Annotated in this window: 15 protein-coding genes and 1 pseudogene; all 16 read left to right on the top strand. The window is 44.0% G+C overall.

Annotated features, from left to right (window positions below):
* Nucleotides 1-55: 55 nt before the first annotated feature.
* The 16 genes and pseudogenes from ACL7TT_RS02720 to ACL7TT_RS02645 all read left to right on the top strand — a co-directional run bounded on the left by ACL7TT_RS02720 (nucleotide 56) and on the right by ACL7TT_RS02645 (nucleotide 22950).
* On the top strand, nucleotides 56-1690 hold the full coding sequence (locus tag ACL7TT_RS02720; protein WP_413392987.1) for a polysaccharide biosynthesis/export family protein: 1635 nt from the start codon (nucleotides 56-58) through the stop codon (nucleotides 1688-1690).
* Nucleotides 1691-1773: 83 nt separating this feature from the next.
* Nucleotides 1774-2712 carry a glucose-1-phosphate thymidylyltransferase RfbA gene (gene rfbA / locus ACL7TT_RS02715; protein WP_413393169.1) on the top strand — a complete coding sequence of 313 codons (939 nt, stop codon included), beginning with the start codon at nucleotides 1774-1776 and terminating at the stop codon, nucleotides 2710-2712.
* Nucleotides 2713-2740: 28 nt separating this feature from the next.
* Nucleotides 2741-3289: a dTDP-4-dehydrorhamnose 3,5-epimerase gene (gene rfbC / locus ACL7TT_RS02710; protein ID WP_413392985.1), complete on the top strand. Its 549-nt coding sequence runs from the start codon at nucleotides 2741-2743 to the stop codon at nucleotides 3287-3289.
* A 214-nt stretch (nucleotides 3290-3503) separates the two neighbouring features.
* Nucleotides 3504-4394, top strand: coding sequence for a dTDP-4-dehydrorhamnose reductase (gene rfbD / locus ACL7TT_RS02705; protein WP_413392983.1), 891 nt, complete (start codon nucleotides 3504-3506; stop codon nucleotides 4392-4394).
* 215 nt (nucleotides 4395-4609) lie between these two features.
* Nucleotides 4610-5668: a dTDP-glucose 4,6-dehydratase gene (gene rfbB / locus ACL7TT_RS02700; protein ID WP_413392981.1), complete on the top strand. Its 1059-nt coding sequence runs from the start codon at nucleotides 4610-4612 to the stop codon at nucleotides 5666-5668.
* Between the two features lie 212 nt (nucleotides 5669-5880).
* Entirely contained in the window at nucleotides 5881-6534 is a 654-nt protein-coding gene (locus ACL7TT_RS02695) for a hypothetical protein (protein WP_413392979.1), read from the top strand.
* Nucleotides 6518-8230, top strand: coding sequence for a glycosyltransferase family protein (locus tag ACL7TT_RS02690; RefSeq protein WP_413392977.1), 1713 nt, complete (start codon nucleotides 6518-6520; stop codon nucleotides 8228-8230). The genes ACL7TT_RS02695 and ACL7TT_RS02690 overlap by 17 nt, the downstream gene beginning before the upstream one ends.
* 446 nt (nucleotides 8231-8676) lie before the next feature.
* Complete coding sequence (locus ACL7TT_RS02685; RefSeq protein ID WP_413392975.1) at nucleotides 8677-11115, top strand: adenylyltransferase/cytidyltransferase family protein; 2439 nt, start codon at nucleotides 8677-8679, stop codon at nucleotides 11113-11115.
* Nucleotides 11116-11187: 72 nt separating this feature from the next.
* Nucleotides 11188-11628, top strand: a complete 441-nt coding sequence (locus tag ACL7TT_RS02680) for a transposase (protein WP_413392973.1) — start codon at nucleotides 11188-11190, stop codon at nucleotides 11626-11628.
* 188 nt (nucleotides 11629-11816) lie between these two features.
* Nucleotides 11817-12209, top strand: a complete 393-nt coding sequence (locus ACL7TT_RS02675; protein ID WP_413392971.1) for an adenylyltransferase/cytidyltransferase family protein — start codon at nucleotides 11817-11819, stop codon at nucleotides 12207-12209.
* Between the two features lie 233 nt (nucleotides 12210-12442).
* Nucleotides 12443-13493 (top strand): annotated as a pseudogene (gene galE, locus ACL7TT_RS02670) (UDP-glucose 4-epimerase GalE).
* A 723-nt stretch (nucleotides 13494-14216) separates the two neighbouring features.
* Complete coding sequence (locus ACL7TT_RS02665) at nucleotides 14217-15176, top strand: sulfotransferase family protein (RefSeq protein ID WP_413392969.1); 960 nt, start codon at nucleotides 14217-14219, stop codon at nucleotides 15174-15176.
* 601 nt (nucleotides 15177-15777) lie between these two features.
* Nucleotides 15778-17019, top strand: a complete 1242-nt coding sequence (locus tag ACL7TT_RS02660; RefSeq protein ID WP_413392967.1) for a glycosyltransferase family 2 protein — start codon at nucleotides 15778-15780, stop codon at nucleotides 17017-17019.
* Between the two features lie 491 nt (nucleotides 17020-17510).
* The gene (locus tag ACL7TT_RS02655; protein WP_413392965.1) at nucleotides 17511-19595 is read left to right on the top strand and encodes a glycosyltransferase family 2 protein; all 2085 of its coding nucleotides are present in this window, start codon (nucleotides 17511-17513) and stop codon (nucleotides 19593-19595) included.
* Nucleotides 19596-20014: 419 nt separating this feature from the next.
* Nucleotides 20015-20908: a glycosyltransferase family protein gene (locus ACL7TT_RS02650; RefSeq protein ID WP_413392963.1), complete on the top strand. Its 894-nt coding sequence runs from the start codon at nucleotides 20015-20017 to the stop codon at nucleotides 20906-20908.
* A complete protein-coding gene (locus tag ACL7TT_RS02645; protein WP_413392961.1) occupies nucleotides 20899-22950 on the top strand; it encodes a capsular polysaccharide biosynthesis protein in 2052 nt (683 codons plus the stop codon). Before ACL7TT_RS02650 ends, ACL7TT_RS02645 begins: the two co-directional genes overlap by 10 nt.
* Nucleotides 22951-22959 lie beyond the last annotated feature (9 nt).

The following is a 22959-nucleotide window of genomic DNA, read 5'->3' as shown; positions in this document are numbered from 1 at the left end:
GGCACAGCAGCCTTGTTTGTTGAAAGAGTGAATTTAGTCAAATAGATTAGCAGAAATGACCGCAAGAAAAGTAAGAAGTTATCGTTTAGTTCTGGGCCTGTTGGCTTTCTTTGTGTGCCCACAGGTTGCGGCTCTTGAAACACAACTGTTAGACAATAAAGAAGCTTCGGAATTGCCGCAATCGGGGGTTCCGGTTTTTGGTCAATCTCTTTTTCGGGGGGCTTTTAAGGATCAGCCTTTCAGTGGTTTCAATCCGGATTACCGCATTACGGTGGGTGATCAAATAACTCTGCAGCTGTGGGGTGCCTATGACTTTAATTCGACCTTATTGGTAGATCCGCAGGGCAATATTTTTGTACCGGAAGTGGGGCCGATCCATGTGGGGGGGGTCAAAAACGGTGAGCTCAATGATTTTGTCTTGCGTTATGTAAAACGTGTGTTCAAGAAAAATGTGCAGGCCTATGCAAATCTGGAAGCCAGCCAGCCGGTAAAGGTATTTGTTACCGGATACGTCAATAAGCCTGGATTATATAATGGCTTTTCCTCGGATTCCGTTCTCTACTACCTGGATAGTGCGGGAGGTATAGATCCTGAAACTGGAAGTTTTATTGACATCAAGGTAATGCGCAGCGGAAAACCGATACAAAAGATCAACCTCTACAATTTTCTGGTAAAAGGTATCATGCCATCATTGCAATTACGCAGTGGTGATGTAGTCGTCGTTGGCTCACGCAAAGGCTCTGTGACCATGAAAGGGGCTGTGCAGCAGGTGGCACAAATGGAGTTTATTGGCCCTTATACACAGTTGGGTGAAATGCTCTTGGTGACCAAGCCGGAACCTCAAGCCAATTTTGCCCGCATCACTCAGGTAATTGATGGATTACGGCAGGCGAGTTATCTACCACTGACCGAAGCGATGGCGGTGTACCTCTACCCTGGTGCCCAGGTGGAGCTTGTGCGGGATAACGATATCGAATCGATTTCAATTCGTGTCTCCGGAGAGCTGGATGGTCCGGCTACTTACGTACTGCCCTACGGCGCCACACTAAATGAGTTGATGATACAGTTGAATTTCCGCGAAAACGCAGACCAGTCCGCGGTACAGCTTTATCGCAAAAGTGTCGCGGAAAAGCAGCGGGCGGCTTTGGATCGTTCTCTGGATGCTTTACAAATGGAAGTGCTGACAAGGCAGCCGAATACGGACCTTGAAAAGACGGCGCAGAAAGATAATGCGACCATGATACAAAGTTTCATTGAGCAGGCCCGTAAAGCGGAACCTCGGGGACAGATAGTGATAGCGAATAGCTCCAATGCTGCACAGATGCTGCTGGAAGATGGCGATGAACTTGTTGTACCGCTGAAAGCCTCCACGGTTTCCGTTGTAGGCGAGGTTATTTTCCCGACTTCTCTCGTCTACAGTAAAAAACGCACTCTGGATGAATATATCGAACTGGCAGGTGGGTTTGCCAATAATGCCAATCAGGATGAACTGATCATTTTACATCTGGATGGGACCATCAGCAGAATTGAGGACAGAGATTTCGATAATCGACTGGGTGATCGGTTGCGCCCCGGAGATGAGATCATGGTAATGCCCAAAATTCACTCCAGTGAATTACAGGTAACTAAAGATATTACGGAAATACTGTACCGTATAGCGGTGGGCACCGCAGCTGTCCTGTCTTTTTAATTAGGCAGGTTGTTGTACTTGTACTGACAAAATTACAACGCATAAATGTAATGACAAATTTTAAAAAAGCTGGGGGCAATGAAATGGTAATGCTGGGCTCTTCCGATAGAAAGGGGATAATTTTGGCAGGAGGATCAGGTACGCGTCTGTATCCTCTGACCAAAGGTGTCAGTAAACAGTTGATGGCGGTTTATGACAAGCCTATGATTTATTATCCCCTGACGACATTAATGTTGGCGGGTATCAAGGATATTCTGATCATTACCACACCTGAAGAGCAGTGTCTGTATCAACGCCTGCTGGAAGATGGTGCTCAGTGGGGTATCAATATTTCATATGCGGTACAACCCTCACCAGATGGCCTCGCCCAAGCTTTCCTGATTGGCAGAGCGCATGTGGGTAACAAAAATAGTGCGCTTGTACTGGGTGATAATATTTTCTATGCGCAAAATTTCAGTCAGTTACTCCAGCATGCCGATGTCAGGGAAGCCGGCGCTACTGTATTTGGCTACCGCGTTGCCGATGCAAGTGCTTATGGTGTGGTGGAATTCGACAAGGAAGACATGGCAGTCAGCCTGGAAGAAAAGCCGGCACAACCGAAATCCAACTACGCAGTCACCGGTCTCTACTTCTACGACAATCAGGTGTGCGACATTGCGCGGGAAGTCAAACCCAGCCCTCGCGGTGAGTTGGAGATCACCGACATCAATAAAGTCTATCTGGAACGCGGCCAGCTCAACGTGGAGCTGATGAGCCGCGGTAGCGCCTGGCTGGATACCGGTACCCACGACAACCTGCTGGAAGCTGCGCACTTTGTACAAACCATTGAGCGACGCCAGGGGCTGAAAATCGCTTGCCCGGAAGAAGTGGCCTACCGCAAGGGCTTTATCTCAGCCGAACAGCTGGAAAAGCAGGCCCACCCGTTGCGCAAAAGCGGCTACGGCGAATACCTGCTGAATCTGCTGCTGGAAACCGGTGAAAGCTCCCCCTTCAACCAGCAACGTTTCGCCGCCGTTGTCTGAATAAAAACAAGACGAATACAAAAGTAGTATGAAAGTAATTGCAACAGCTATTCCCGATGTAAAAATCATCGAACCCAAAGTCTTTGGCGACAGACGTGGCTTCTTCTTTGAGTCTTTCCGCCAGGACCTGTTCAATAGTGAATGCGCCGAGCGTGTATTCGTACAGGACAACCACAGCAAGTCCACCCAGGGAATCCTGCGCGGCCTGCATTACCAGACCGAACGGGCTCAAGGAAAACTGGTTCGCGTGACAATGGGTGAGGTCTTCGACGTAGCTGTTGACCTGCGTAAAAGCTCTCTTACCTTTGGCCAATGGGTCGGTTCCACTCTGTCCGCAGAAAACAAACGCCAACTTTGGGTTCCGGAGGGCTTCGCTCATGGCTTCTATGTCATCAGTGCCGAGGCCGAATTCGCCTACAAATGCACTGACTACTACGCCCCTGAGCACGAACAGTCTCTGCGCTGGGATGACCCGGAACTCGCCATCGAATGGCCCCTGGTAAATGACGAAGCCCCCAGACTTTCCACCAAAGACGCGGAAGGAAAGCGCCTGAAAGATGCCGTAACTTTCCCGTAAGTATGCTGGGCCTAGGCACTTGAGCACAGGTGATTTCGGGGCTTTGGAGCTTCGGCCCCGCAAAGCTGCACTGTGAACACTGAGCTCTAGTCCGGCAAGGGGTTGCAGGCTTGTAATAAAGGTAGAGGTGGTCGTTGCCGCGCGCGATTGAAGTTGCCAGCGATACCAAACCCGGCCCCACACAAAGAACGAACAGAATTACAGAAAACGACAAATGAACATCGTACTAACCGGCAAAAACGGCCAACTGGCTCGGGAACTGCAAAAGCGCAAACCAAGTAATATCGAGCTGGTGGCCCTGGACCGCAATGACCTGGATATCACTAACGCCCTCCAGGTCATGGAAGTCATCACCGAATACAAGCCGGAAGTGGTCATTAATGCCTCCGCCTACACAGCGGTAGATAAAGCCGAGTCAGAAAGAGGGCAGGCTTTCGCCGTCAACGCCATTGGTCCGGAAAACCTGGCGAAAGCCTGCAAGGCATTCGGCAAAGGCCTGATCCATATATCCACCGATTTCGTATTCGATGGCCAAAGCCCTACCCCCTACCAGCCGAAAGATACCGTCCGCCCCCTTGGCGTATACGGCGAAAGCAAAGCGGCGGGCGAGGTGGCTGTCCAGTCCCTGCTGCCGGAAGCCGTAATACTGCGCACCGCTTGGGTTTACAGCGCCCACGGGGTTAACTTCGTCAACACCATGTTGCGCCTGATGCGCGAGCGCAAGAAGCTGGGCGTAGTTGCGGACCAGGTAGGTACACCAACCAGTACACACACACTGGCTGGCGCCATCTATGCCCTGGTTCACAAGCGAGGCGCAAGTGGTATCTACCACTGCACCGACGCCGGTGCTGCCAGTTGGTACGATTTCGCCGTGGCCATTTCTGAAGAGGCCAGGCAGGTGGGCCTGCTCCCCTTGGAAAAGATTGTGCAAATCAAACCGATAGGAACTGCCGACTACCTAACCCCGGCGGCAAGGCCAGCTTACAGCGTTCTGGATAAAGCCCGCCTGGTGAAGGATTTGGGAATTGAGTTGCAACACTGGCGCCAGGCACTGCGCCTGGTCCTAAAGGAAAAGAAAGTTATCGAGAAGATTGCTTGTAGGTGAGCCTTGGGGCGGCAGAATCCCAATTCGGTAAAAGCAGTATACCCGCTTATTCTTCCGCTCGCTTGCGGTACAGGAGAGGTGACTGGGAAGGTATGAAAGAGTGGCCCCTGATCGCAATCAATACCGAAAAAACTATCGCAGGCTAAAATAGTAACTCTCTGAACAAGAAAAACTTTGAGTCAGTTAACAAATTGAAGTGAAACCACAGCAAGAAAATGAGCAATCTACTGGTAACCGGCGGCGCTGGCTTTATAGGCGCAAACTTTGTCCACTACTGGATGAAAACTTACCCGCAAGACAAGGTCGTTGTACTGGACGCACTCACTTATGCCGGCAACAAGGCCAACTTGGAACCGATAGGAGGCAACCAGAACTTCTTCTTCTGCCACGGCGATATCTGTGACACGGCTTTGGTGGAAACCCTGCTCAAGGAACACCGTATAGACACCCTGGTGCACTTTGCGGCCGAGAGCCACGTAGATAGATCCATCAGCAGCCCGGATACTTTTATCGAAACTAATATCATCGGCACATATAGTCTGCTCCAGGCTGCCAAGAAAATCTGGCTGGATGAGGGCCTGAATAAAGAAAACCATCGTTTCCACCACGTCTCCACCGACGAGGTCTATGGTACCTTGGGCCCCGAGGATCCTCCCTTCAGTGAGACCATGCCTTACGCGCCGAATAGCCCCTATTCGGCCAGTAAAGCCGCGTCCGATCACCTGGTGCGCGCTTACCACCATACCTATGGGCTGAAAGTTACCACTAGCAACTGCTCCAACAACTACGGGCCCTACCATTTTCCGGAGAAACTGATACCGCTGGTGATCACCAATATCCTACTGGACAAGCCACTACCCATTTACGGTGATGGCCGGCAGATCCGCGACTGGCTATATGTAGAGGACCATGCTCGGGGTATCGATCTAGTTATCAAAAAGGGGCAACTGGGGGAGTGCTACAACATTGGTGGGATCAACGAATGGGCGAATATCGATATCGTCAAATTGATCTGTAATCTGATGAGTCAACAGTTCGCGGAGAGTCCTGTACTAGCGGATAAGTATCCGCTAGCTAGCAATGCTATTAACTGCAAGGCAGAGAATCTTATTGTTTTTGTAGCCGATAGATCAGGGCATGACCGTCGCTACGCTATTGATCCCTCTAAATCAAGCCGAGATTTGGGATATCAGCCACTTCAAAGTTTTGAGAATGGTATTAAGAAAACTATTAAATGGTATCTGGAAGAAAGTTCATGGTGGAGTGGACTGTAAAAGAGAATTAATAAGCGATAGCCGTTATTATTTTTTTCATTTTAGGTAAAGTTAGGATGACTGTAAGCACAGTAATAAGATTTCATGACATTAAATCGCTAAATTTATTGGAGAGAGCCATACAATCATTGCATTCACAGTCAAATACTTCTGTGAAGCCGATAATTGTTCTCCAAAGGTTTTCTAGTGAAAATGAGCTGTTGGTAAGAAAGATGCTTTCAGAAAACTGGTTTTTTAGAGAGCACGCAAAGCCAAAAGTAATAAACTTTCACGATAATTTAGTTCATGATGCAAGGTCTAAATTGATGACTGTTGGTATGAATGCTCATATTGAATCTGAAAACCGGTACTTAGCATTTTTGGATTATGACGATTATATGTACAGTCATGCGTATAGTGTCCTGATTAATTCTCTAGGTAAATCTAAAGCGGCAATTGCCTTTGCTACTGTTGAGATGGCTAAAGTGATTGCGCTAAAGGACTATGAGTTTATATATGAAATATCGCTTCCATTTCAAGGTGCGAATAAGATTGATTTACTAAAAGAGAATTTTTGTCCAATCCATTCTTATATTGTTGATACAACTCGCATAGATGCGACCGAATTATATTTTCAGAGCGATATGACAAGGTTGGAGGATTACGAGTTTTTATTACGCATCGCCGGATGTAACCCTTGCGACTTTAGTCAGTTAGGGGTAAAAATTGGATGTTATATCATGAGAAATGATGGCAGTAACTCTACACCGACTGAGGCAGATGGTTCTGATGGAGAGGAGAAGCAAAAAATATGGGAATTTAATAGAAGAAAGCTGCTATCTCAAAGATCAAAAATTGAAGTGAAATTCTATGCGTCAGATTTTTAATTGTTTTTGGGGTAATGGTGTGGACATAGTTGCTAAAAAACTATTAGATAATCGATTGTTTGACCCTGAATACATGGAAAGGGTTAGTGTTTCTAGTGATGACAAAAAGGAGAAGGTTACTTGCGAGGAGTACTGCTCCCGAAGAGAACTCTGGAGGGTAACAACTTCTGGCCTTTTCTGCGGCAGATATTACTTGAATAGATATCATGATATTATAAATTTTTCTGATTCTCCAGCAACCCATTACTTGAAATATGGTTTTCATGAGGGAAGATCTCCATCTCCGTTAATTGACATCAAGTTTATTTGTGAGCAATATCGCGCAAAAATTTCTCAAGGAATTGGGAGGAGAAATGATCTTATCTCAGATCAAGAAATATTAAGCCAGTACCCAAGTCTTTATGAATTGCTGAGAGAGTTGGATATTTCTCCAAATCCTATTTTTGATAATAACTTTTTTAGGGGGCGATATGACTGTCAAGATGATCTACCAATTTTAGTATATTTGCGGTTAAGAAGCGGCTATTCTTCTAGTTTTTCATGTTTAGAAACTACTCCACTTTTTTCAATGGAAAAGTACATGAAAACTTTTCCAGATCTAGTGGAAGCGAAGGTTGATCCTCTATGTCACCTCCTTGAATGGGGGATTACAGAGGGGCGGTTAGAGTCTGCAGGCTTAATTTCAAAGTTTTTTAAAGAAAGCACTTTAGCTATGTTGCCTGGTGAGAGTGATTTCTCTACATACAATTTCTTGTCTTATTGTTCTTTAAATAAAACGCTTGCTAGCTCTCACAGTGCTAGCAAATATACTAATTCTTCATTGCCTTATTTTTTAACGCCTTTGTCTAACAGTTCGTGCAATTGTTTTATTGGTGTTGTTTTGTACAAAAACAGCGAAGATGAGATTTTACGATTTAAGGCAGCAATGGATAAGGAAGTTGGGCGGAACCCCGGTTCAGACATTGTAGTGAAGTACTATATTAATGATCGAGAGAATGTAGAGATATATAAAAAAATCCTAAATGCGGAATCTCTGATATTTTCTTCAGAAGGAAATGTCGGTTTTGGCAGGGGGCATAATGCCCTGATGGAACTTTGCTTTCCGAGTTATGATATATATGTGGGTCTTAACCCTGATGGTTACGTTTTGCCTGGATTTATAAGGTCTTTGCTCAATTTTGATTCTTATAATGGCGGGCATGCTTTGATTGAAGCTGTTACGGCGCCTATAGATCATCCAAAATGGCACGATCCCATTACAATGGATACATATTGGGTTTCCGGAGCAGCATTTGCGATTTCTAAATTAATATGGAATGAGGTTGGTGGCTTCGATCCAAATATTCATATGTACTGTGAGGATGTGGATTTGTCCTGGCGGGTGAAAGCCGCTGGCTTTGATTTGAAGGTGTGTCCCAAGGCGCGTTTCTTCCATGACGTCACCCCAAGATTTATTTCTGAAAATATTAAGGGAGAAAAAGATCGCACTATTCGGATGCTCACGGGAGCCTATTATCTGGCATTGAAATGGCGAGGTGAGACTCAGGCGGAAGCTCTATCTCAACAGTTGAAAGAATTGGGTGTCAGTGAAGATGATGAAATTTTTTCTACGGATTTTAGCCAAGTATCGGATGACTGCCCTGCTGTGAGTAACTTTGACAATTGGTTGAGATATTCACCTAGCCGATTTTGGTAGGTAATAGAGAAATTTTTGCAACTTTACCTGGAAAGTTTGTGCTTGGAATTAAGTCTAAGTATTGATGGAGCATAACGCGAGTTCTTTAAATTGGCTTTAGTGGTTTAAAATGAGTTTGATGAATTTTATAAAACTATCAGGACAGGTCAAAAGGTTGTGAGTGTTTTTGGTTTTCATTGGTGAGGGCTGAAAAAGTAATTCTTATAAAATCTGTATTTTTTCTAATTAGGTTGCTTTGTTTGAAAAATACTTAAGAGGTGTAAGTTATGGAATATTTCAGTGTCGTTGGGTGAGTAATTCTGCAATATTTTTGTGATAATTAAAAGATATATCGTATACTTGCAGATAAAATTTTTAGAGAATAAATTTTGAAGATATAGTTTTATTCTCTACAGATAGAATTTTTATTAGACTCATAGTTTAAATAATTTTTAATTGGTGAGGCCGTGAAAAAAGTAATCACTTTTGGTAGTTTTGATCTCCTCCATGAGGGACATATTAAAATGTTAGAGAGGGCGAGGTCGAAAGGCGATTATCTTATTGTTGGGGTCTCTACGGATGAGCTTATCTCATTCAAAGGCAAAATTCCTGTTTTTCCACAAGAGCAGAGATTGTCTTATATTTCAGCACTTTCTTGCGTCGACGAAGTTTTTTATGAAGCAAAATTTGAAGATAAAGATAAATATATAAAAGAACGGCGAGCTGATTTGTTGGTGATGGGGGATGATTTACTTGATCAATTCAATTGGGTTTCTTGTGATGTAGAATATCTTTCTAAAACGGAAATCGTATCACCAATAAGAATAAAAACAGATGTGTCAAAAAAATACAAAGTTAAACGAATTTTATTCGGAGATACTTATATACGAAAACACTATGACTGCGCTCTTTCTATTGTTAATGAAATGACTGAAGCAAATATAGCCCCTATATTCACGACGACTAGACAGCTACCACTTGGGGTGGAATGCGATTCTATTGTATATTTTAATAAGCCTGCTGTGCAGCCTCAAGATGAATATAAGGACGTACCTAAAGTCTTGATCGATCATGGTGCAAGTACTTTAAAATGGTTCTTGGCGAGTAAGGAAAGATTCAATTTCTTTGACAAAATTATTACGGCAGGCCAAGATCATGTAAATGCTTTGTTGGCTTTTTTTGGTAATAGTGAATTGGTTCTTTCAAAGGTAAAAAGTGCAGGTTTTATTAAATCCAATGAGCTGCTTTCTCCTGCAAGATATTCTCGGGATGAAATTTCTAAAATATGCGGATTGAATCCAAATAAACCAATAATATTATTTGCCCCTACATGGCATATATATTCTAATCGTGATATGAATGATGCGATTAAAGTTATTTCAACAATTGATAATGAGGTGACAAGTCTTCATCCAGAGACAACTCATTTAAACACGGATGAATTAAATACTGTTGATAATATTAACGGTATGACTTTAGAATTGTTAAAGCATGCTGATTGCGTTATATCGGATACATCGTCAACACTATTTGAAGCTGCAGCATTGAAAATACCCACAATACAAATCCAATTGGCAGAGTATTCGGATAATAACGCGAACATGTATGATTTTCCGCATATTGCGGGAACCGCCGACTTATTCTATGGTGGAATATTGTCTAAACCACAAGATATAAAGTCTACGGTTGATAAATTAATTCACAATAATAGTGATTTCTTGCGAGTCCTTTCGGTTATACAAGATAGGATAATCAAAGGGACTGAAATTTCCAATAAGGCTGGTAATAATATTGTGAATGAACTGATTTGTTCGTGTGATAGTAAAGCAAGTAAAAATACTATTTGTTTTGACTTAAATTTAACTGCTGTTCATGAGAATATGTTTTTTTCATCCAATAAAATTATTGCGCATGGTGGTGGTAATTATAAAAAACACCATGCATCTAATTCATTGGAGGCCATAAAGGCTTCAATAGATGCTGTCAATATTGTTGAGATTGATATTGTTAAATCGTTAGACGGTATTATTGTTGCCCATGATGGTTTTGAGAATAGGTTTGGTTTAGGAGATAAGTTTGATCAAATATCTACAAATGATTTTTTAAAATTAAAATATCAAGGAAAATTAACAGCTATATCAATTGAGGATGCATTACGATTATGCACCAAAGCAGGTAAGGCAGTTGTATGTGATATTAAAGCAACGGGTGATGAGTATACGGAAATAATGACGCAATTATATGAAATATCAAAGTCACTTAATATTGTATCGAGAGTTATTATCCAGTGTTATCGTTTTGAAGACTATGAGGCTTTTAATAGGATAGGTTTTAAAAGGTCGATACTTGCCGTGTGGAAGTATTATTATAAAGACCCGTTGGGGAAAAAATCCTTATCATTTATTGAGCAGTGTATGAGTATCAATGCAAGCTCTATTGTAGGAATTTCTATACCTCACATTAATAAACATATGGCTGTCACATCATACCAAGATGGACGGATTCACCTATTTCAGGCTTTTTGGAAGCGTGTGTATATTCATGGAGCTCCAATGAAGGATTATCCTGAAATATTAAGAGCTAACTTAGGATTGTTTGCTGATGCATTTTCGGAGGAATATGACTTTGAAAGCTATGTAAGGCATTTTTCATGGATTCCATATTTATATTTAAATCCTGATTTGATAAAAGCAGGTATTGACAATCAAGTTTCGGCCATCTGCCATTATTTAAAGTATGGTAGGAATGAGGGAAGACTATTTAAGTATGACTTGCCTAGCAACTTTGATTGGGGCTTGTATCTCCAACTTAATCATAGTTTGAGGGCTAAGGGCATTGGCTCTCCAGGTTCTGCAATGGCGCACTGGACAAAATATGGAAAAATAGAGAATAGGAAATATTATTAAGGGCACCTCTAAAAATCACCTGATTTCTGGTAGAATCGATCCAACTTCTCTCAAATAGAGGTTATGCTAAAAATGCAGCCGAGTTTCTTAGATCTCGAAGACCGAATAATACGAGATTACGAGATCACCTCTGCCGAAGTGCGCGACTCCCAGGTGTTGCATGAACTGCTGAGCGACAACACCTCCAAAGATGTTTGGGCAGACAGTGCGTACTACAGTGAAGAAAGCGGGATCACGCTGGATGCGATGGGATGCCGCAGCCATGAGCATAAGAAAGGGAACTGGGGTAAGGCTCTCAGCAAGCGAGACACGGAAGAGAACCGTCGCAAGTCCAGAGTTCGAGTTCGAGTTCGAGTCGAGCACGTATTTGGATCAATGGAAAATGAGCAGGGCGGTATGCTCGTGCGGACTATTGGGATTTTGCGTGCTGCGATTAAGGTTGGCATGAAGAATTTGGTGTACAACATGCGTCGATTTGTAAGCTTTCAGAGCCGACGTGCGCCCGCTGTATGAGGAATAAGGGGGAAGCCTCCTCAGAACAGGCCGAAATAGCTCTAAAACCCATCAAATATCGGTTGTTGTGACCTTCAGTGAAATTATGGTCGATAAAAAAGGGAAACACCGGGGGCGCTGAATTTTGCAGCTATATGTGGATTTATAGAGGTGCCCTCAAGTAACTTCAATATGAGTTTTAAAATTGTATGAAAACTATTATTACATTCGGAACATTTGATGTTTTTCATGTTGGGCATGCGAATCTGCTTCAAAGGGCTGCTGCGATCGGAGATAGATTAATAGTCGGTGTTTCTACTGATGAGCTAAATATTAGTAAAAAGGGGCGCGCTCCAATATATAATCAGCAAGATAGGATGAAAATTATAAATAGCTTAAGGTATGTTAACTTTTGCTTTGAAGAGGAAAATCTTGAAAAAAAGGCTCACTATATTTCTCTTTACAATGCTGACGTCCTGGTGATGGGGGATGATTGGGTTGGAAAATTTGACCATTTGAAATCCCTTTGCGAAGTTTGTTATTTACCAAGAACACCTTCGGTTTCCACCACTGAAATTATTGAAGTCATTAGTTCAAGCTAACGGCTCAAATATAGCTCTTGCAATATTTTTTTACAATTTTATGAAATTTTTGAGTGGTTCTTGAGGTTAGTTGCTTTTCTTAAAGCTGTTCATAGGGTAAGTTTGTGATTTTGGCAACCTATACAGGCATAAATTCAGAAGGCTTGCCTTCTGCGGGCCACTTATGATGACAGGCTCAAAGTGGTTTTAGATTAACTGTTGATTTAAGTAGGGCTTAGATAGGTTTTTTTAAGATGCAGCAGGCTCTTGTTACAGGTGGGGCGGGCTATATAGGGTCGCACACCCTGGTGGCTCTGCAGGAGGCAGGGTTTGAGGTAGTCGTTGTTGATAACCTATGCAATAGCTCCGAGGTGGCATTGCAACGGGTGGAGGCAATTACCGGTAAGCCGGTGCGTTATTATCAAGGCGATATTCTGGACAAAACGCTGCTGAATTGGATCTTTGCGGAGAACAGCTTCTACGCCGTGATTCACTTTGCCGGCCTGAAGGCAGTGTGTAAATCCACGCAGAAGCCGCTCGAGTACTACCAGAACAATGTTTCTGGCAGTCTCGTGCTGTTGGAGGTTATGCGCACGTCCGGCGTCAAGCGACTGGTGTTCAGTTCTTCGGCCACTGTCTACGGTAGTGAGGCACCGGTACCCTATGTGGAAACTTTGCAAACCGGTAATACAAGCAACCCATACAGCAACAGTAAGTGGATGGTGGAGCAGGTTTTGCGAGATGCTGCCGTTGCGGACCCGGAGCTTTCTATAGCGTTACTGCGATACTTTAATCCGGTCGGCGCTCACCCCTCTGGCCTGATCGGGGAGGATCCCCAGGGGATCCCCAACAATCTGTTGCCGTATATCGCCCAGGTGGCGGTGGGTAAGCGCGAGGAGCTTTTGGTATTTGGCGACGACTACCCCACGCCGGACGGTACCTGCCTGCGGGATTATCTGCGTGTGGTGGACCTGGCCCTGGGGCACGTCCGGGTCATGGAATGGCTGGTGGGCCACACGGGTACAGAGGCATTTAATCTCGGAACTGGCCGGGGTACCTCGGTTTTGGAGGTAGTCCGAGCCTCCGGTGTGCCTGTGCCCTATCAGGTGTCGTCGCGCCGTGCGTGATTTGCCAGCTTTCTGGGCCGATGCGTCCAAGGCGGCGCGGGATCTGAGGTGGGTGGCGAACCTGGGGCTGGAGGAGATGATGGTCGATACCTGGCGCTGGCAGAGTGGCAATCCCCACGGCTACCGGACTGCCGATGCCGAAGAGCAGGTGGAAGCTGCTGCGTCGTTGGCCAACTGATTGTATAGTGTGCCGCTTGCTCCTCTGGGTGTAGTTGAGGATAAAGGTATTCCTCGCGGACTTTTCGCTCTTTACAGAGCCTGCCACGATTTTGTGGAGCGGTGCGTTACCGGTTTTACGCAGGTGCCTTCCTGCATTTAACTCGCTGTTTTAGTATTTTGCATGAAAGTATTTCAGATCGGTTTTAACAAGTGTGGCATAACAAGTCTGAACCTATTTTTTTTTCGCATTGGTTATAAAGCCATTCACTGGGATTATGGGAACTTGGCTCTGCAGCTAGAAGATAATTTTCTACATGAGCGGCCACTGCTGAGTGGGTATGAAGAATATACTACCGGGTCGGAAGGAAAGAATACCCCTCTCCCAGGACACGCTGTGAATACATCCTTGTGCGCTCGTAATCGGCATCCATGCCTCATACGATCCTGGGAGAGGGGTATTCTTCCCTCCTGCTTTACTGGTAACTTCTTTAGTGATATAGAGCTGGTTTCAGGCCGATGCCTGTATGCATACTATCAGGCCTTGGATCAGCAGTATCCGGGCTCTCTTTTCATATTGAATACACGCTTTATAGATAAGTGGGTAAATACCGGGAAAAATATGTACCGCGAGCGAATACACAAGTCCAATCTATCTCCTACTGGCGAATACGGCTACAAGCTCGACCTGAAGCCCCTCGGACTTGAATTCGATCATTTAATACTTTAAGGATTTTTTGTGGTAGTGAATCCACTTCTATTTGTTCATGTCCCAAAAACTGCGGGAACAAGCTTTCGCTTGGGTGCTTCTGCTTATTTTGGTGATGATAGTGTTTGCTTTGATTATGGTCCAAACTCAAGCGAGACCAGTGATGTGGTAAGGAAATGGATGGGCCAAAACCCTGACCACTGGTCATTTTTTCGTGAAATTAAATATGGTAACAAAAGGCTACTTTCCGGGCACTCTAATGCAATGCGCTATCTTCCAGTATTTGGCCTAGAAAATACTGTAACTATCTTACGTGATCCGATACAGAGGCTGGTTTCAGAGTATATGCATTTTTCTCGTCACCATGGATATGAGGGTGATTTTGAATCTTTTTACAAAAAGCCAACGTTTACCAATCGACAGGGAAGTTTTTTTAAGGGCTTGCCTTGGCCAGTACTCGGGTTTATAGGTCTGACTGAGAGATATGAAGAATCTTTGCGGTTGCTTAATCGGAAATATGATGTTGATATACCAATTTTAACACGTAATTTGTGGCGATCTGATCTCAGAGAAAAATATGAACTTCCTCCCAACCAGTTGACTGAATTGCGTAAGAGAAATGCTGATGAAATAGGGCTTTATGAAAAAGCGGTATCACAATTCGAGTGGAGGGTTTTGCTCTCTCAGGAGGGTGAAAAATTTGTGGCTGGACTGATTTCTACGCAAAATAAAGGTCGCATTTTAGGTTGTGCCATTCCTGAGCAGGGTGATGATGCCGTTGTACTAAGGGTGATCATTGATGGTGTTGATAAAGGTGAAGTTCTCGCCAATGAAAATCGTCCGGGTCTTCGTGCCAATGGTGCTCGCCGCGGTGGATTTGTGGGTTTCTCCATTGATGTGTCAGGTTTCCCTGAAGGGGCGGTGCTGGAATGTAAAGTCGCAGAAACGGGACAACCACTGGTTAATTCCCCATGGGTAATTCAGAATGAAGATTAACTATCATTGGTTTTTGGTTGTTGTCGATCATGTATTTATTTTAGAGGGTTAATAGCTTTGTAAACTGAATAATCGAGAACTTACAGGCACGGTTAACTATAGAATCGCCCTAGGTTGAATATGAAAACCACATATTACTTTGATATCGGAAGTGTTGGTGACTGCTGGAAGATCCTGTGTGTCAGGATTGCTGATCCTGTCTAATTCTCTCAACGCCAGGATAGTTGTATTATTTTCCTGAGTTTCAGAATGCTCCGTTGAGAAAATCAAGTGTCAAATCAGAGCAGGGGTGGAGTATTATTTTTACTATCACACGCGCGTATTTTTTTACGATAAGGTGCGCTATAGAAGGGGTTTGTGAGAAATACTGAATGCTCGTATGGATAGGAAGGGAATGCCTGGATGTCTAAAGATAGGTGTGGCTGAAATATACCAAAGACGCTTATAATTCGAGTAAGAAGTTAAGGATTATTAAATGGGAAAATGGTATTTTGAGTGTGAAAAAATTTCATAATTGTGCGTTTTATTTTGATCGAGAAAATGGACAAGTCTACCATGAATTTCTTGTATTATTAATTTAAATAGTAAAGTCAAATTAAAGATGAAACTTAAATTAATTGCTATTGCGAAAGACGAAGCGGCTTATATACCTGAATGGGTATTTCACCATGTTGCTGTTGGGTTTGATAGTATAAGCATTTATACCAATGAATTATTGGATAATACCAGTGCAGTTATTGATAAGATATCTCTGCACTATCCTGTCAGTGAGATAAACTCTGATCATATAAAGGCGTCTTCAGGAAGTGATTTCCAAAGAGTGGTTTATGGGATTGCATATCAAAAAGCAGTTTTAGAAGGATTTACTCATGTAATGTTCCTTGATATAGACGAATTTTGGACAGTGTGTAATTTTGATTTAAATATTAAGGAGTATCTATCAAATAAAACTGGTATGGCCCATTATAGCTTTCCCTGGGGATTAAAATCTGGTGAAGAGCAGTTTTCCTCCCCGTTTCAAGAAGTTAATACTTTTGTTATGAATAGGCATGTTAAAACTATAATTAACACTAAAGCCAATATAGATGAAGTGCACATCCATAATGTTGTTTCGAGCAATGCTAAAAGTATACTTCCGGATGGGTCCACTCTCTCTGAGGAAGGCAAGTATGTATTTGCCCTAAAACATGAGTTAGATACCATTCCTGATGCTTTTATATTGCATCGCATTTCACGAAGTCAAAAAGAATACATATCACTTCTTGGTAGGGGAAGGCCTGGGCAGGTTGATTCTCGGTTGAGATTAAAGGATAATAGAGACGGTTATTTGCCAAGAAAAAATTCGCATTTAAAATTGAGTATCAAGAAATCTAATATAGACAGTTATACAAAAAAATATAATGCCTTCTTGAAAAGGTGTTCTTTAGGCCCTGAAATAGAAAAAGGAAGAAAGTTTGTCATGGGCCGTTATAAAGAGGTTAAGCGACTAATTACGGAGGATAAGCAAGTCGATATTTTACTTAAAGAAAAACTACTAAAAAATATATCCTTGCCTGAATTAACTGAAGCTATCAATGATGTCAATGACCTCTCGGCTGATTTATTTCCTGTCGAGTTAAGTGAAAAAGAAACAATAAAATTCCGAAAGGCAGTCGGTGCAAACTCTAGGTTTATTGATTCTTTGAGAGATCTTTCGTTGAAATATCAAAATCAAGACCTGGATTTGTCGGTCAGGCTTATGAAGCTGGCAAATATATTCAGGCCAGAAGGCCCCTTTATCAAGGTTTCACTCCAGAGGCTTATTGCTGAGCATCGCAAATTGAAAAAAAATCGCGATTTTTGATATTAAGTGCAATTGGTAAGATAGGGGCTGGATGGTGGAGTTTCTGCTTTTCCCAACCCTGCGCAAGCACTGATGAACCGCTACCAACAGACAGAGAGAGGACAGTACCAGATTTGCAGTTTAAAGAAAGCCGGATATTCGTAAATAAAGATTACGGAGAGGAGGCAAGACTGGTGTAACTTTCGGTCATGATTTACAATTTTATTGATTTTCTTCATATTCTCGTCGAGTTTGTTAGAGTTGTAGTGCGCTTGCCCCGGACGTTATACAATACAATGATCAAACCTATATGCCCATCGAGTGAGTAAGGCAAGCCAGATACCGTGATTAAATTTATCAAACCCCTACTTAGCGTTGATTTAGTTTCCCGCCTCGTACCAGCTTCAGATATTGAACCGGTTGATGGAAGCAAGGGTGGCCTTCAGTGGCGCTCTCTAGGTGTAGACCCGCAGTTTTTTTTGCCTGGACGCCATCTTTTGCCGGGCTGGTATATGCTTGAGTTGCGGTTGGTCCATAATCGTGGTAGCGTGAATGCTGGCCTCTATGTGAACTCCGGCAGTGGATTCAGCGAGGAGGAGCGCTATTCGCTCAACTGCAGTTCTGATCGAATGGCGAAACGACTGCTGTATTTTCCAAAGGGAGTACATGCTCTTCGTTTCGACCCGTTGGAGGAAGCGGGCCTGTTCGGTATCGAACATCTGCAACTGATGCCATTGGTGCCCTGGTTTGCTTATAGATTGTTGGCAAAGCGGCTGGCCGCCAGGCACCCTGGTTTCAGGGAGCTCAATATACGAGATGTACTGGCCCACCTGAAAGCCAATGCTAGAAAATTGCACCGTAACTGGCTTGATCTCGGTCTCTCTCACTATGCGGAGACTTTTAACCGTAGGTGCAGGGGGCGTGGATACCGGGAATGGATAGAACAAGTGGAGGCGTTACAGTTACTCTCGGTACAGCCCACCGCTGAGATAGATGGACCACTAATTTCCATTATTCTGCCGACTTACAATTCGGAAGTTGGGTTCCTTCGCGCTTGTATCGATTCTGTGCTGGCACAGTCTTATCCACACTGGCAGCTCTGTATCGCCGATGATGCCTCGCCGGACCCGCAGGTTCGGGAGTGTCTCTCTGCCTACCAGGCATTGGACCCGCGTATCCAAGTGGTGTTTCGCACCGAAAACGGCCATATCTCGGCGGCGAGTAACAGCGCTCTGGAGCTGGCAACGGGAGATTATATCGCTTTCCTGGACCACGACGACACCTTGCCGCCACATGCACTTCAGCGAGTCTGTGTGGAGATCGGAAAATCATCGCAAGTACAGTTGATTTACAGCGATGAAGACAAGATTAATCACGCCGGCCATCGCTTTGATCCCCATTTCAAGCCAGACTGGAATCCGGACCTGTTATTGTCGATCAATTATGTCTGCCACTTCACCGTCCTTAGGGCAGATCTGGTCAAAAAGGTTGGTGGGCTGCGTACGGGCGTCGAGGGTGCCCAAGACCATGACCTGTTGCTACGTTGTTTGCCCTATCTAAATGCCGGTAATGTTATGCATATCGCGGAAATTCTCTACCATTGGAGGGCCGCAGAAGGGTCGACAGCGTTGGATTGCGACGAGAAAAGCTACACGTCAGAGGCTGGCATTAAGTCGTTGAATGACTGTCTGGAGTCTGAGAAGCTAGGTGCGCAGGTGAAGCAGGGCTTTGTACCGAATACCTACCGCATACGCTGGAAACTTCCGAAAGAAAGGCCTTTGGTCAGCCTCCTGGTGCCAACCCGAGATCACTGTGACATTCTCCAACCCTGTGTAGACAAAATCTTGTCTCTCACGGAGTATCCAAATTTTGAGCTGCTGATTCTGGACAACCAGAGCAGTTGTCAAAAGACCCTTAACTATCTGGAAAAAATCAGTGCTGATCCCCGGGTAAGAGTTTGCAGCTGGGACTATCCCTTCAATTATTCAGCTATCAACAATTTCGGTGTACGTCAGGCGAAAGGGGAGATCATCGGCCTGATCAACAATGATATTGAACCGATAAATGACGATTGGCTGACGGAGATGGTCAGCCAGGTCTGTCGTCCGGAGATAGGTTGTGTGGGCGCCAAGCTATATTACCCCAATGATACTATCCAGCATGGCGGTGTGATTCTGGGAATTGGCGGCGTCGCGGGCCATTCTCACAAGTATTTCAGCCGCAATGAATATGGCTATTTTTCGCGGCTGCACTTGGTGCAGAATCTGTCCGCAGTAACGGCTGCTTGCCTGCTTCTGCGCAAAACAGTATTTGAAGAAGTGGGCGGCCTGGAAGAAAAGAAACTTCCGGTAGCCTTCAACGATGTAGATTTATGCCTGAAGGTACGCGAAATAGGTTATCGTAATCTCTGGACTCCCTATGCAGAGCTCTATCATCACGAGTCTGTGTCCCGCGGAGCGGACGATACCTTCGCCAAACGGCGCCGGATGGCTGCAGAGACTGCCTATATGCGCGAACGCTGGGGGAATATGTTGGACCGGGATCCGGCTTACAACCCTAATTTGACTTTAGCACACGAAGATTTTTCACTGGCATAATTGACAATCTCGCTGGTTACTTTAACGCTTACACTGAGACAGTTTTTTGTAGAACCAATTTGGTAATGTAAATTCCGATTAGACTAAAAAAGATTAAAGGGTCTTTAATTCTTGTGCTTTATTTATGAATGTGTGAGAAGATTCAAAGTGATTCTAAAATGGACAGCCATGCGAGAAAGCATAAACTGGAAAATGGTGTTTGAACAGGTCTCAGGCTGGTTCTTCAGGGGATACCTGGCATTGCTGTATTAAAAGCGTATCTGTCAGCATATATAGGGGGAAGGGTGAAGCATGATAATCTTTGAGGCTTTGTCAGATAGAATTTAAAGTGTAGCAGCTTATTTCGGTCCTGGCATTTTTTTGAATCTTTATTTTAAATTGATATTTTAATTTTGGAAAATAATACTCGGTATCTTATCGTGGAAGAGGGAGTAAATCCTTCTACAGATTACTTTGTGCTCCCCTATTTGCGCGAAAAGAAAATTCAATTCGAGCGTATATCGTTTGATCAGATGCCTTCAAAAGAAAAAATTAAAGGAGCAACTATTCTTTTTGTGCGCTATGTACCCTCGGCTTGGAAGTCTTTGGTCAATAAATGCCGGAGTTCTATTTCCGAAATTTACTTCTTTATGGACGATGACCTGTTGAGCTGGAGATCCTTTGGTGCAATGTCATTGCGCTACCAGGCTAAAATCCTGCGCTATAGCTGGTTAAATCAACGATGGCTGAGATCTATAGACGCTAAACTGCTGGTATCTACATCCTTTTTACAACGCAAATATACTGAATGGAATCCAGCGCTGCTGAAAGCGCAGCCGGTCCAATTAAAAACAGGAGTACAGCAGACCGTTTTTTACCATGGCTCTGCTTCACACCATAAAGATCTGCTTTGGCTATATCCAATCATTGAGGAATCCTTACAAAGAAACCAAAATCTGATTTTTGAGGTGATTGGTGACAAGAGTGTCAATAAGCTCTTCCATGGTTTGTCCAGGGTCCACGTACTGTATCCAATGAAATGGCCCGCATACTTGTCTTTAATAAGGCGTCCGGGCCGCGATATAGGGTTGGCGCCGCTGCTTGATACCCCTTTCAACAGCGCAAGATCTCACACCAAATTCTTTGATATTACCCAAACGGGTGCCGTGGGAATATACGCAGAAGGTCCTATCTATGCGACAGTGGTCAGGCATGACGAAAACGGCCTGTTATTACCTATGAAACCAGAGGCCTGGGTAGAAGCTATATTACGCTTGGCAGACGATCAAAGCTTGCGTCAGCGTATGTTAAAGGTGGCACGCCAGTGCCTGTAGTTGGTTATTGCTCCCTTGGTTTGCGTCGTTTGAGAAATCTGAATCAGTTTCTCAGGGCTGAATGTCGCTATATACCCTTTTACCCTGACGATAAAATAACCCATATGGTTGGTTGGGGGCTCAAAAATACTGCGATTAAAGCCCGAAAAATCGCCAATAAATATAATTTGCCTTATATCTGTATTGAAGATGGGTTTTTACGGTCTTTGGGGCTTGGCGTTGAAGGTTCATTACCCCATAGCCTTGTAGTGGATCATACAGGAATTTATTATGATGCTACTCAAACCAGTGACCTGGAAAGTCTTATTAAAAAAGCCGATTTTAGTCAAGAGGATATTAAGAGAGCCAATAGAGGAATCGAGCTTCTCAGGCATTACCGTCTGTCAAAATATAATAAATCTGACGATTTACCCATAAATTGGCTCGACAAGCGGAAGCGTGTGCTGGTGGTAGACCAGACGTATAATGATGTTTCCGTTCAGGCTGGATATGGCTCCAAGCAACAGTTTTATACAATGCTGAATTCGGCAATCCGAGAAAATCCGGATGCAGAAATTTGTGTAAAGATACACCCGGACGTTATAGCAGGTAAAAAAAAGGGATACCTGCTCGGCCAGGCTCAACAGAAGGGCTGTCGGGTGATTGCAGAAGATATTTCACCCTGGGCGTTATTTGAGGATATAGAGAAAGTCTATGTCGTCACCAGCCAGCTGGGTTTTGATGCATTGATTGCCGGGAAGGAGGTGCATTGCTTTGGGGTGCCCTTCTATGCAGGTTGGGGTTTAACCAAAGACCGTCAAAGCTTGAATCGCCGAAATGTCTCACGCTCCTTGGCACAGGTTTTTTGTGCAACCTATTTCTGCTATTGCCGCTATATCAATCCTTATACCGGCCTTCCTTGCAAATTTGAAGATACTGTCCATTTCATTGCGGAGCAAAAACGTATGTTCTCTCGCTTGAATGGACGGTGGGTAGGGGTAGGCTTCTCACCCTGGAAGCGGCGTTTTATCCCTAATTATCTGGGACGGAGGGGAAAGATACGGTTTATATATGACTATAAGCAAGTGCATAAGGTTAGTGCAGGGGGGAATGCGCTAGTGTGGGCTGGCCGTGTTACGGAAGAAGTTCGCACTTATAGTGAAAAATTAGGATTGAAACTCTGGCAGGCTGAGGATGGATTCCTGCGTTCTGCGGGTCTGGGTGTGGATCTCACTGTCCCAGTATCGCTGGTGTTTGATTCTAAGGGAATCTATTTTGATGCCCGTTACCCCAGTGATTTGGAAGGGATATTAAAAACAACAAACTTTTCTCAATCTTTGATTAATCGCGCAGAGAATTTAAGAAAAAATATTTTGGCAAAAGGGGTAAGTAAATATAATATTGGCTCTTGCGAAAAGCCGGGGGAGTTAAGGTTTCCTGTTGAGCGTAAGATAATCTTGGTGCCAGGCCAGGTTGAAAGCGATGCGTCGATTGCTTGTGGATCGCCGACTATAAAAAGTAATCAATCTCTCTTAAATGTGGTCAGATCTGAAAATCCCGATGCGTATATACTCTACAAACCTCATCCTGATGTAGAGGCCGGGGCTCGTTTGGGGGCTCTGCAACCTGGCCCAGATGCAGCCTATGATCGTTTGATTCGAGATATCGAGATTTCTGTATTGCTGAAACATGTAAATGAAGTACATACAATGAGTTCTTTGACGGGATTCGAAGCCTTATTGCGCAGCTTGAAAGTAGTGACCTATGGGCTGCCTTTTTATGCAGGCTGGGGTCTAACAGACGATAAGCTTCTTACCCGCGATACGCCGGCGGGTATTGAACTTGAATCCTTCAAAGCCAGAAGAGGGCGAAAGCTGACTCTGGATGAATTAGTGGCCGGGGCTCTGATTCTCTATCCACTTTATGTAGATCCTTCTTCGGGAGAGTATATCGATGCGGAGACAGCGGTAGCTTTACTGGATAAAAACAAAAATACAACAGCCTTAACCGGTGTTATTCAGAAGATCTATCGCTGGTATAGGAATCGATATCTTTTCAAATAGTGACAAATT

It is taken from the genome of Microbulbifer jejuensis (assembly GCF_047289955.1).
Classification (GTDB): Bacteria; Pseudomonadota; Gammaproteobacteria; order Pseudomonadales; family Cellvibrionaceae; genus Microbulbifer.
The sequence above is the reverse complement of the archived record's forward strand: the minus strand, read 5'-3'. Positions and strand labels throughout refer to the sequence as shown.

Bases quoted from the DNA above. Each gene is read 5' to 3' on its own strand.
- ACL7TT_RS02720 (WP_413392987.1), top strand. From the start codon at position 56: ATGACCGCAAGAAAAGTAAGAAGTTATCGTTTAGTTCTGGGCCTGTTG.
- rfbA (WP_413393169.1), top strand. From the start codon at position 1,774: ATGGTAATGCTGGGCTCTTCCGATAGAAAGGGGATAATTTTGGCAGGA.
- rfbC (WP_413392985.1), top strand. From the start codon at position 2,741: ATGAAAGTAATTGCAACAGCTATTCCCGATGTAAAAATCATCGAACCC.
- rfbD (WP_413392983.1), top strand. From the start codon at position 3,504: ATGAACATCGTACTAACCGGCAAAAACGGCCAACTGGCTCGGGAACTG.
- rfbB (WP_413392981.1), top strand. From the start codon at position 4,610: ATGAGCAATCTACTGGTAACCGGCGGCGCTGGCTTTATAGGCGCAAAC.
- ACL7TT_RS02695 (WP_413392979.1), top strand. From the start codon at position 5,881: ATGCTTTCAGAAAACTGGTTTTTTAGAGAGCACGCAAAGCCAAAAGTA.
- ACL7TT_RS02690 (WP_413392977.1), top strand. From the start codon at position 6,518: ATGCGTCAGATTTTTAATTGTTTTTGGGGTAATGGTGTGGACATAGTT.
- ACL7TT_RS02680 (WP_413392973.1), top strand. From the start codon at position 11,188: ATGCAGCCGAGTTTCTTAGATCTCGAAGACCGAATAATACGAGATTAC.
- ACL7TT_RS02675 (WP_413392971.1), top strand. From the start codon at position 11,817: ATGAAAACTATTATTACATTCGGAACATTTGATGTTTTTCATGTTGGG.
- ACL7TT_RS02660 (WP_413392967.1), top strand. From the start codon at position 15,778: ATGAAACTTAAATTAATTGCTATTGCGAAAGACGAAGCGGCTTATATA.
- ACL7TT_RS02655 (WP_413392965.1), top strand. From the start codon at position 17,511: ATGCTTGAGTTGCGGTTGGTCCATAATCGTGGTAGCGTGAATGCTGGC.